This is a genomic window from Streptomyces phyllanthi (genome assembly GCF_009377205.1).
Taxonomy (GTDB): Bacteria; Actinomycetota; Actinomycetes; order Streptomycetales; family Streptomycetaceae; genus Streptomyces; species Streptomyces phyllanthi.
The window spans coordinates 1-10,137 of record NZ_VJZE01000342.1 but is presented as its reverse complement, the minus strand read 5'-3'; the positions used below and the strand labels follow the sequence as shown (position 1 = coordinate 10,137).

Below are 10,137 nucleotides of genomic sequence, written 5' to 3'. Positions count from 1 at the left end.
GAGGGGGCGCCGGGACCTGAGTTCCTTGGCGAGGAGCTTGTGCCGGTACTCGCGGGGCATGTCCTCGTAGCGCCAGGACTCCTCTCCGAGGCGGTCGAAGAGCTGGCCGAGGGCGTGGTGGTGGGCGTCGGCGTGCTCGCGTACGTCCATGGTGGCGAGTTGGAGGCCGAAGGCGGCGAGGGTGCGGATGGTGCGGTTCATGCGGCCGTCGGCGAAGAGGCCGCCGCGGTGTTCGCGCAGCGAGGTCTGGATGAGGGTGAGGTCCGTGAGGAGTTCGCTGGTGCCGAGGTAGTCGCGGCCCGGTGCGTGGGGGGTGCCCTTGGCGAGGCGCTGCTTGGTGTTCTCCAGCTTCTGCCGGATGCAGGTGGCCTTGAGGCGGTAGGGCTCCTCGGCGTTGAGGCGCTTGTAGCGGGGGCTGATCTCGGGCAGTGCTTCGAGGTCGGCCTGGAGGGATTCCAGGAGTTCTTCGGTGGCTCCGGCGTAGCGGATGGAGTTGGACAGGAAGCCGCGGAGTTCGTCGATGAGGTCGAGGGCGTCGTTGATGCCGTGTTCGTGCTGGAGGATCAGGACGTCCCAGGTGACCTGGGGGGTGACGTTGGGGTTGCCGTCGCGGTCGCCGCCGATCCAGGTGCCGAAGGTGAGGGGGCGGGTGTCGTCCGGGAGGGTGAAGCCGACGCGTTCGAGTTCGGCGGTGAGGTCTTCGAGGACGTCGCCGACGGCGTTGGCGTGGAGTTCGTCGAGGTAGTAGATGGCGTTGCGGGCCTCGTCGGCGGGTTCGGGGCGGACGACGCGGAGTTCGTCGGTCTGCCAGACGAGGTCGATGTTCTCGGCCAGCCGGATGTCGTGGCGGCGCCGGTCGGACTCGATGACGGGGGTTTCCAGGAGTGCGGCGATGCGGCGCAGCTTGTTGAGGACCGAGCGGCGGGCGGCCTCGGTGGGGTGGGCGGTGAAGACGGGCCGTACGTTGAGGTTCCGGACGGTGGCGCGCAGGTGGTCGGGGTCGGCGTCCTTCAGCCGGTCGGCGGTGCGGGCGAGGAGTCCGCCTTCGGCGGAGCGCTTGGCGCGCAGTTCGCGGCCGCGGTGGACCTGTTCGGTGACGTTGGCCAGGTGGAAGTAGGTGGAGAAGGCGCGGACCAGCTTGGCGGCGGTCTCCAGTTCGGTTCCGCGCAGCAGTTCGGCGGCGGCGTCGCCGTCCTCGCGGGTCAGTCGGCGGACACGTTCGACCAGGTCCAGGAGTTCGGGGCCCTCTTGTCGTACGAGGGTTTCGCCGAGTAGGTCGCCGAGGCGCCGGATGTCGGCGCGCAGCTCGGTGCTGACCGTGGTGGTCTGGTCGTCGGCACTGCTCACAGGTGCGGCTCCTTGCAGTGTTGAAGCTCGTCTGGGAGGGGAACCCGGGTGTGGGTCGCGCGGCTGGGCCACGGCGGGGTGGTCGCTTCGGCGACCGGTCATCCGGGCAGTATTCAGAGCGGACCGCGCTGTCCGACCAGTTCCAAGGATAGGTGTCCATGCGGACGCGCAGATTTTCGGGCTCTTGCCGCAGGCCGCCGCGCTGCCATACTTACGATGCCGTAGGTTACGGAACCGTAGGGAACGCGACCCGTCCCCACAGGCCGTTGCCGCAGGCAATTGCCTCCACCCTCGACCCCCCAGGGGACGCCCCATGACCACAAGCTCCGATGTGATCGAAGACGCCCCGAATGCGCCCGATCCCAAGGGAACCAAGGCCACCGACACCGCACTGCCCTCGGCCACGCTGGGCGGCGAGCAGAAGCGCTCGATCGAGCAGATCACCCTTCTCCTCTTCATCACCGTCCCGTTCCTCGCGCTGATCGCGGCGGTACCGCTGGCCTGGGGCTGGGGGGTGAGCTGGCTGGACCTCGGTCTGCTGGTCTTCTTCTACTTCCTGGGCTGCCACGGCATCACGATCGGCTTCCACCGCTACTTCACGCACGGCTCGTTCAAGGCCAGGCGTCCGCTGAGGATCGCGTTGGCGATCGCGGGGTCGATGGCGGTGGAGGGCCCGCTGGTGCGCTGGGTGGCCGACCACCGCAAGCACCACAAGTACTCGGACGCGGAGGGTGACCCGCACTCGCCGTGGCGGTTCGGCGAGACGGTTCCGGCGCTGATGAAGGGCCTGTGGTGGGCCCACATCGGGTGGATGTTCGACGAGGAGCAGACACCGCAGGACAAGTACGCGCCGGATCTGATCAAGGACAGGACGATCCGCACGATCAGCCGGCAGTTCATCCTGTGGACGTTCGTGTCCCTTGCCCTCCCTCCGCTGATCGGCGGCCTGGTCACGATGTCCTGGTGGGGCGCGTTCACGGCGTTGTTCTGGGGATCGCTGGTCCGGGTGGCCCTCCTCCACCATGTCACCTGGTCGATCAACTCGATCTGCCACGCGGTCGGCAAGCGCCCGTTCAAGTCGCGTGACCGCTCGGGCAACGTGTGGTGGCTGGCGGTCCTGTCCTGCGGCGAGTCCTGGCACAACCTCCACCACGCGGACCCGACCTCGGCGCGGCACGGTGTGGAGCGCGGCCAGATCGACTCCTCGGCGCGTCTGATCCGCTGGTTCGAACTGCTCGGCTGGGCGTACGACGTGCGCTGGCCGTCACGCTCGCGTATCGATTCGCGCCGGAACACCGGTCAGGACAGCTCTCGGCACCAGAAGGAGACCGCCGAGGCGGCATGATTGACGGGTGGCGACCGACTCGAGCAGTACCTCCAGCAGCGACAAGCAGCGGCGCCCTCGCCGAACCCGGATGACGGGTGCCGAGAGACGACAGCAGCTCCTCGAGATCGGTCGCACCCTCTTCGCCGCGAAGGGCTTCGAGGGCACGTCGGTGGAGGAGATCGCGGCCAAGGCCGGGGTCTCCAAGCCGGTCGTGTACGAGCACTTCGGCGGTAAGGAGGGGCTGTACGCGGTGGTGGTGGACCGCGAGATGCGCTGTCTGCTGGACATGGTGACCAGCTCCCTCACGGCCGGTCACCCGCGCGAACTGTGCGAGCAGGCGGCTTTCGCGCTCCTGGACTACATCGAGGAGTACACGGACGGGTTCCGCATCCTGGTCCGTGACTCCCCCATTCCCCAGTCGACGGGCTCCTTCGCCTCGCTGATCTCGGATATCGCGACACAGGTGGAGGACATCCTGGGCCGCGAGTTCAAGAGCCGCGGCTTCGACCCCAAGCTGGCTCCCCTGTACGCGCAGGCCCTGGTCGGCATGGTCGCCCTGACGGGTCAGTGGTGGCTGGATGTCCGCCGCCCGAGGAAGGCCGAGGTCGCGGCGCATCTGGTGAACCTGGCGTGGCACGGGCTGGACGGGCTGGAGCAGAAGCCGCGGTTGATCGGGCACCGGAAGAGCTGAGGGTTCGGGTGCCGGCTGGTTGACCGGTGCCGTTCGAGTGGGGGACCGGTGGCGGCCACTGCTCCCGGGGCGCATGCGGTGGGCCGGTGGCTGCGGCGCCCAGAGTGAGAGCGCCGGCCGTGACTGCGTGTGCCGTTCGTTCCGTCATGTGGACGAGCCTATGAATCCGGCGCTCTCATGAGCAGCCGGTCAGCCACCGGCTACTGGTTGGGGGCGGCCCCACCCCCTGGGTGTCGCTGCCGCGATCAAGCGAGGTGCTGCACGAAGAAGGCAGTCACCTCCTTGCCGACCCGGAGGCGGACGGCCGCGGGGTCCGGCCCGATGAAGTCCTCGTGACGGACGTCGGGACCGGCCGAGCAGCCGTCCGCCGTGGGGATGTGTTCCAGATACGGTCTGGTGTCCTCCTCGTACGGGCTGATCGTGTCGGCGCCGGCCCAACGGATCTCCACCGGCACGCGCACGGTTCGGAGGCTCTCCGGTGTCAGGAAGCGGCCGATTCCGGGGGCCACTTGGAACACCGCCTGTATTCGGGGGTCGGAGAGGTCCGCCGCGGCACTCTCCAGCGCGCTCAGCAACTCGAGCTCCGAGTACTTCTTCAGCAGCGCGTCCAGCGCGTCGGGGAATTCGGGGAGCGCCGGCATGGGTGCCGCTCCCATCGCTATGCCCAGCAGGACCTGCGGGTCGATTCGGGCCCCTGCGAGCGCCGCCACCGTGTACCCGCCCATGGAGAATCCCGCCGCGCCGACCGGGCCCAGGGGCTGTTCCCGGGCGAGGGCGTCGAGGGCGAAGGTGATGTCCCGGGGCTGTTCCCAGACATGGAGGAAGCCTTCCGGCTCGTAGCCGTCGACGAAGTTGTTGCCGTGGTGGTCGAGGGCGGCCACACGGAACCCCGACTCCACGAGCGGATGCACCAGCCACCCCATGTCGCTCCCCGAACCCCCGGAGCCGTGCGAGATCACGACCAGCGGAGCCGGGACGGCCACCGGATCGCGCGGTTCCCACACGTAGAGACGAACAGGCCGCGGACGGCCCGGCTCCCGCAGATCACGGCGGGACTCGTCGTACAGCACACGTACCAGCGGCTCTTCCTGCCCGGAGATCGTCATGGCGGCATCGTAGGAGACGTCCCTGGCACCGTCTGCCTTCCACCCGATCGGTTCACCGACTGATCCGCTGCGACACCGCGGGGAAAGCCGCACACAGAGGCCCAGGGAAGTGCCGGACGAGGGCGCGGGGAACTCGGCGGCCACCCCGCCCTCAAGCGGAGCGCAAAACCATGGTCTCCAAGACCTCCCTCGCCATCTTCCGAGCCGGCCCCTCCGTCTGCCGGGCAGTGCGCCGAAACGTCTCCTGGGCCCGCCGCGCGGGCCAGTCCGGCGGTAGATGCTCCACCGGAAGCCGTGGATCGGTGCGAATGATCCGCAGCCACTCGGCGACCAGCCGTAACCGGCTCGCGATCGGATCGCCGGAGGCCAGCTCGCCGTCCGCCCAGCGCTCATCGAAGGCCACGTACCGCGCGGCCGGCGTCTCCAGGTCCCAGCTCTCCCGAATCATCAGCCCGATGTCGGTGAACTCGTCGGCGCGCGCGTGGAAGACCTTGACGTGCGCGTCGAGGCCGAGCTCGGACACGATGCCGCGGACGTCGGCGTGCCCCGGCGCGACCCACAGCCCGCTGTACAGGGCGCCGAACCCGGACCAGGTGAGCCGGGAGCGCAGGTCGTGCCGCTGGCGCTGCCAGGACTCGGGGAGCGAGAACCCGAGCAGGGTCCAGGAGCCGTCCCAGTCCTCGTTCACCGCACCGTGCTCCCAGATGCGACGGCCGCCGTCCCTCAGGATGTCCGCGGCGTGCGGGGTGAGCCCGAAGAACATCTTCCGGCCCTCGCGCTGCCTCCTCAGCAGCCCCCGGTTGACCATCCGCGTCAGCGTGGACCGTACCGCCTGCTCGCTCGTCCCGACGCGGCCCAGCACGTCGATGATGCTGCCCGAGTAGACGCCGTGGTTCCCCTCCTCCAGCACGTGGTTGCCGTAGAAGGTCAACACGAGGGTCTGGGGACGCAGTTGGGGAGCCCCGCTCGCGTCGGTGTCTGCGGCGGTCGCGTCCAGGGTGTCGTCCTCCACAGCGCTCAAGCGTACGGCCGCCCGCTAGGGGAGGAACGGACGGCCGTACGCGCTCCTCAGCGGCCGCCGGTGAAGAGCGGTCTCCCGTGGACGGGGAGGAACACCGAGAAAGTAGGCGGACGTCTATCAGCCGTCAACAATCTGCACAATGTCGAGTGCGCGAGGGACGAGACTCAGCCGGTCGGCTCCAGGAATTCCAGCCGGTTGCCCACCGGGTCCTCGGAGTAGAAACGCCGGTGGCCCGGGAGGGCGTCGTCCCAGGTGACCGGCGCACCGTACGCGGCGAGCCGGTCCGCGTACGCTTCGATGTCCCGCACCCGGAACCCCGGGTGAGCCTTCCCGTACGGACGGAAGTCTGTCTCGATCCCCAGGTGCAGCTGGACCTCCCCGGACCGGAACCAGCAGCCCCCGCGCACGGCGAGCGCCTGCGGCTTGGGAATCTCGGCCATCCCGAGGACGCCGACGTAGTACGAGCGCAGCTGCCCCTCCGACCCCGGCGGCGCGGTGAGCAGCACGTGATCGACAGCGCTGATCACCGCCCCTCCGCCTCTCCGCGCCCGGGCTTCCGGGCCACGACGAAGACGCGCCGGAACGGGAACACCGTGCCGTGCTCCGTGGCCGGGTACGCCTCGCGGAGCAGGGCCCGGTACTCGGCGACGAAGGGTTCGGCGTCCTCGCCGAGGTCGGTGAGGACCGGCCGCAGCCCGGTCCCCTTCACCCAGTCCAGGACGGGGTCCTCGCCTTCGAGCAGATGCGCGTACGTCGTCTCCCAGGCGTCCACCTCGCAGCCGAGGCCGGCGAGCCGGTGCAGGTACGCGGCCGGGGCCAGTACGGCGTCGTCGTGGCGGAGCGTCGCGCCCAGCCGGTCCTTCCAGCGGGCGGAGCGGGCGAGTTCGCGCATGAGCCGGTGGCTGGGCGAGTCGAAGTTGCCGGGCACCTGGAAGGCGAGGACCCCGCCGGGGGCCAGGCCCTCCACCCAGGCGGGGAAGCGTGTGACATGGCCGGGTACCCACTGCAGGGTGGCGTTGCTGACGATCAGGTCGTACGGCTCCGGGGGTGCCCATGTGGTGACGTCCGCGGGCGCGAAGTCGAGGTGGCCGCCGCCCGGGGTGGGGCCGGCGAGGGGCGCGGCCTCGGCGAGCATCTCCGGGGAGGTGTCCAGGCCGGTGATGTGTGCCGTGGGCCATCGGTCGGCGAGCAGGCGGGTGACGTTGCCGGGTCCGCAGCCGAGGTCGGCGATGCGGGGGCGCCCGGCGCGGGACGGGGCGGGTTCGGGGAGTTCGGGCACGCGGGCCAGCAGGTCGACGAAGGCGCGGGCGCGGTGGCCGGAGTGGCGCAGGTACTGGCGCGGGTCCCAGACAGGGACGGTGGCGGGCATGGCGGTACCTCCTCAAGTCACCTCGCAACCGTGACAGAGCAGCTCTCTCGACGTCAAGAAACTTACCCCAAATACACTCGACATCAAGAGACTTCACATCGACACAACCACTACACTGATCGCTATGGAGGACGAGGTCGATCGGCTGGTCGCTGCGTGGCGCCGGGAGCGCCCGGACCTCGACGTGGAGCCGCTGGAAGTACTCAGCCGGGTGAGCAGACTGGCCCGGCACCTGGATCGCGCGCGCCGTCTGGCGTTCTCCGAGCACCAGCTGGAGCCGTGGGAGTTCGATGTGCTGACCGCGCTCCGGCGCGCGGGGACGCCGTACCAGCTCTCCCCGGGGCAGCTGCTCACGCAGACGCTGGTCACCTCGGGCACGATGACGAACCGTATCGACCGCCTGGCCAAGAAGGGCCTGGTGGAGCGACTGCCCGACCCCAGCGACCGCAGGGGCGTACTGGTCCGCCTGACGGGCGAGGGCCGGGACAGGGCGGACCAGGCGCTGGCGGGCCTCCTCGACCAGGAGCGCGCGATCCTCGCGGAGCTGTCGCGCGCCCAGCGAGGCGAACTGGCCGCGCTGCTACGCCAGTTGACCGCCCCGTTCGACAACATCCCCGGCTAGGTCGACGGGTCCGACACCGGCGCGCCGCGCGAGCGCGACGGCGGCGAGGGTGCTGTGCACGCCCAGCTTCCCGAGGACGTTCTGCATATGGGTCCGGACGGTGTGCGGGGACAGGTACAGGCGCTCGGCGACGGCCTTGCGCCCCAGCCCCGCCACCATGCACCGCAGGACTTCCCGCTCCCTCGGTGTGAGGGACTCGACCAGCCGTTCGCTCTCGGTGCGGTGCTTGCGGGCGGCGGTGAGCTCCCGCAGCACACCCGTGAGCAGCGCGGGCGGCAGATGCGTCTCGTCCCGCAGCACGCCCCGGACGACGGTGAGCAGCCGGGACAGCGAACAGTCCTTGGCGACCCACCCCGAGGCCCCCGCCTGCAGCGCGAGCGCGGCGCGGCGCGGGTCGTCCTTCTCGGCGAGGACGACGGTCCGTACGCTCGGCTGCCCCGATCGCACTCCGGCGACGAGTGAGATCCCGTCGACGAGCCCGTCCTCGTTGCCGTCCTGTACGGGTACGGCGGCCGGACGTGACCCGGGAGCGTTGCCTCCCAGATCGGCGTCGACCAGCAGCACATCGAACTTGCGGCCTTCCGCCGCCGCGCGGTCCAGACAGCGCAGTGCGGCGGGGCCGCTGCCGGCCGCGGACACGTCGACGTCGGGCTCTGCGGCCAGGGCGGCGGCGAGCGACTCGGCGAAGATACGGTGGTCGTCGACGACCAGAACTCGGATGCGAACCACTGAAACCCCCTTCCCCAAGCTCCTGAAGAGCCGGGGATACCCCTTTGTCGGGGGACGACCGGCGCAGGTACGGCGCTCGGAGCACTCCCCGGTTTCCACCTGGGACGGGGCGCCGCACCGCACGGCCGCCGCCGTGCTGGAAGTGTTACCCCCACTCCGGGCGTCGTACCCGGCTGTCTCGCCCCCTGATCAGCACCGGCCCCCACCGGCGCTGTTCATCAGGGTAAGGCCGGTGGCGAGGAGCGGAAGGTTATTTGCAGAACTGGTTGGCCTGCGCGTTTATGGTGAGCTGTATGTTTCGTATGGAGACAGAAGTCGACAAGGAGCGTAGCCAATTGCTGCGCTCCCGGCTACGGGAGGCGGACACCTCGGCCTCTCCGGTACTCCGCTCCCTGCGCGGAACCCCCGGCGAACGCGAGACTCCGCTCCACGTCTGGGCACTGGACCCTGCGGGCACTCTGGCCGGAGGCCTCGTCGGCCACACCTGGGCGACCTGGCTCCACGTCACGTACCTCTGGGTCGAGGAGCGGTACCGGGGGGCGGGGATCGGCTCCCGCCTCCTGTCGCAGGCGGAACGGGTGGCCGCGGCGCGGCACGGCTGCCGTAACGCCCGCCTGGAGACGTGGGACTTCCAGGCCCCGGGCTTCTACAAGAGGCACGGGTACGAGGTGGTGGGGGTGGTTCCGGACTATCCGCCGGGGGTTATGGAGTACACGTTGACGAAGCGGTTGGGGTGAGCGGGCCGCCTGTTTCCACCGGTCGTTTCCTACGGCCGGCCGGGCCCCTCATCCAGCAGCTGCTGTTGACGAATGCACCGTCGTAGGGTCGCCGAGTGGCTCGCGAGTCCCAGCGACACACCGCTTTCACGGCGTGTCGCTGGGACTGAGAAGCCAATTAACCTCATCTCCGGATTCGCCAACAGCATCTCCGGCATGAGGGGCCCGAAGTGACCGCGACGATCAGCGGACGGGCTCCCGGAGATCGGCGACGACCTCGGCCCAGACCGTCAGGCCCTTGCCCGTCCACCGCGTTCCCCACCGGGCGGACAGCGCGTCGGTGATCAGCAGGCCGCGCCCGTCTTCCTGGTCCGACTGCGGGCCACTCTGCGGCTGCGGTCTGATCGGTTCGGACACTGGCCCGGAAACCCGCTCGGACCCCGGTAGGCGGCCTCGGTCCTGGCCTTGGTCGGTCACGCTGACGACGACTGCCCCGGCAGTGCAGGTCAGGGTGACCGAGATGGTCTCGCTGTCGCTGTGCTCCAGGGCGTTCGCCATGAGCTCACCCGTCACCGTTTCGATGTCCTCCACGGCACCCCGGGGCAGACCCCAGGAGCGAGCGGTGTCCCGGACGTAGTGCCGGGCGGCGCGCGCGGAGACGAGGTCCCCACCGGGGAACGAGCGCAGCCCGAGCGCTTCGGGTGAGGCGGGGCCGTGCGCCAGGGCATCGTGAACGGTCGCTGCGGAGCCCTCCCCCTGGGACAGGCGAGCACTCCGGCTCTCAGCGATGAGCAGCGCGTCACGGGGGCCACCCGCCAACTGTTCGACGAGCGCCCGGAGTTCACCGTGGCCTGTCTCCGGCACCGAGATCACCTCCTGCGCCCTGCCCAGCAGCCGATCCGCGAGCCCGAGTCGCACGTCGTCGACCAGCTCCGCCGACCGCGACAGAAACCCGGCACTGTCCCTCGGCAAGTAGACACGGCTCGTCGTCGGCACTGGTTCAGCACAGGAGCCAACGCGACGACGCTCGTCGTACGTCACGCCGCCTCCAGCCATGCGTGGATGTCACGGGTGTCGAGGTCGACGCCGTAGGTGGCGCACCAGCGGGTGTCGCGGCGCAGCCGCTGGAGCCGGGTCTTCTCCTCGCGTTCGTGTGCGGCGAGGTAGGGGCGGACGAGGGGGGTGGCGGTGCCGTCGATGGGGTCGTAG

11 protein-coding genes are annotated in these 10,137 nt (G+C 70.0%); 4 read left to right on the top strand and 7 right to left on the bottom strand.

Going from position 1 to position 10,137, the window contains the following annotated elements:
- On the bottom strand, positions 1 to 1,347 hold a 1,347-nt coding region (locus FNH04_RS33365), incomplete at its 3' end, for a phosphoenolpyruvate carboxylase (protein ID WP_322724585.1).
- 313 nt (positions 1,348 to 1,660) lie between these two features.
- On the opposite strand from FNH04_RS33365, the gene FNH04_RS33360 reads away from it, so the two are divergent.
- Together FNH04_RS33360 and FNH04_RS33355 are read left to right on the top strand one after the other, a co-directional pair.
- A complete protein-coding gene (locus FNH04_RS33360; RefSeq protein WP_152789586.1) occupies positions 1,661 to 2,692 on the top strand; it encodes an acyl-CoA desaturase in 1,032 nt (343 codons plus the stop codon).
- Positions 2,693 to 2,699: 7 nt separating this feature from the next.
- Positions 2,700 to 3,365, top strand: a complete 666-nt coding sequence (locus FNH04_RS33355; protein ID WP_322724582.1) for a TetR/AcrR family transcriptional regulator — start codon at positions 2,700 to 2,702, stop codon at positions 3,363 to 3,365.
- 245 nt (positions 3,366 to 3,610) lie between these two features.
- Here FNH04_RS33355 and FNH04_RS33350 read toward each other — a convergent pair whose 3' ends face one another.
- From FNH04_RS33350 to FNH04_RS33335, 4 genes are all read right to left on the bottom strand, one after another.
- Positions 3,611 to 4,471, bottom strand: a complete 861-nt coding sequence (locus tag FNH04_RS33350) for an alpha/beta hydrolase family protein (protein WP_152789585.1) — start codon at positions 4,469 to 4,471, stop codon at positions 3,611 to 3,613.
- Positions 4,472 to 4,622: 151 nt separating this feature from the next.
- Positions 4,623 to 5,483: a PaaX family transcriptional regulator gene (locus FNH04_RS33345; RefSeq protein WP_322724581.1), complete on the bottom strand. Its 861-nt coding sequence runs from the start codon at positions 5,481 to 5,483 to the stop codon at positions 4,623 to 4,625.
- Positions 5,484 to 5,656: 173 nt separating this feature from the next.
- Entirely contained in the window at positions 5,657 to 6,019 is a 363-nt protein-coding gene (locus FNH04_RS33340) for a VOC family protein (RefSeq protein WP_322724579.1), read from the bottom strand.
- The gene (locus tag FNH04_RS33335) at positions 6,016 to 6,861 is read right to left on the bottom strand and encodes a trans-aconitate 2-methyltransferase (RefSeq protein WP_152789584.1); all 846 of its coding nucleotides are present in this window, start codon (positions 6,859 to 6,861) and stop codon (positions 6,016 to 6,018) included. The genes FNH04_RS33340 and FNH04_RS33335 overlap by 4 nt, the downstream gene beginning before the upstream one ends.
- Before the next feature lie 124 nt (positions 6,862 to 6,985).
- Here FNH04_RS33335 and tamR point away from each other — a divergent pair, with 124 nt between their 5' ends.
- Complete coding sequence (gene tamR / locus FNH04_RS33330) at positions 6,986 to 7,483, top strand: MarR family transcriptional regulator TamR (protein ID WP_152789583.1); 498 nt, start codon at positions 6,986 to 6,988, stop codon at positions 7,481 to 7,483.
- Here tamR and FNH04_RS33325 read toward each other — a convergent pair.
- Positions 7,442 to 8,212, bottom strand: a complete 771-nt coding sequence (locus tag FNH04_RS33325; RefSeq protein WP_322724577.1) for a response regulator transcription factor — start codon at positions 8,210 to 8,212, stop codon at positions 7,442 to 7,444. The two genes, tamR and FNH04_RS33325, sit on opposite strands and share 42 nt — an antisense overlap.
- A gap of 302 nt (positions 8,213 to 8,514) precedes the next feature.
- On the opposite strand from FNH04_RS33325, the gene FNH04_RS33320 reads away from it, so the two are divergent.
- On the top strand, positions 8,515 to 8,949 hold the full coding sequence (locus FNH04_RS33320) for a GNAT family N-acetyltransferase (RefSeq protein ID WP_152789581.1): 435 nt from the start codon (positions 8,515 to 8,517) through the stop codon (positions 8,947 to 8,949).
- Between the two features lie 222 nt (positions 8,950 to 9,171).
- Here FNH04_RS33320 and FNH04_RS33315 read toward each other — a convergent pair whose 3' ends face one another.
- Complete coding sequence (locus tag FNH04_RS33315) at positions 9,172 to 9,924, bottom strand: ATP-binding protein (protein ID WP_322724575.1); 753 nt, start codon at positions 9,922 to 9,924, stop codon at positions 9,172 to 9,174.
- Positions 9,925 to 10,137 lie beyond the last annotated feature (213 nt).

What these genes read in the sequence shown, in the direction of transcription:
- FNH04_RS33360 (WP_152789586.1), top strand. Translation starts at nt 1,661, where the DNA reads ATGACCACAAGCTCCGATGTGATCGAAGACGCCCCGAATGCGCCCGAT.
- FNH04_RS33335 (WP_152789584.1), bottom strand. Translation starts at nt 6,861, where the DNA reads ATGCCCGCCACCGTCCCTGTCTGGGACCCGCGCCAGTACCTGCGCCAC.
- tamR (WP_152789583.1), top strand. Translation starts at nt 6,986, where the DNA reads ATGGAGGACGAGGTCGATCGGCTGGTCGCTGCGTGGCGCCGGGAGCGC.
- FNH04_RS33350 (WP_152789585.1), bottom strand. Translation starts at nt 4,471, where the DNA reads ATGACGATCTCCGGGCAGGAAGAGCCGCTGGTACGTGTGCTGTACGAC.
- FNH04_RS33320 (WP_152789581.1), top strand. Translation starts at nt 8,515, where the DNA reads ATGGAGACAGAAGTCGACAAGGAGCGTAGCCAATTGCTGCGCTCCCGG.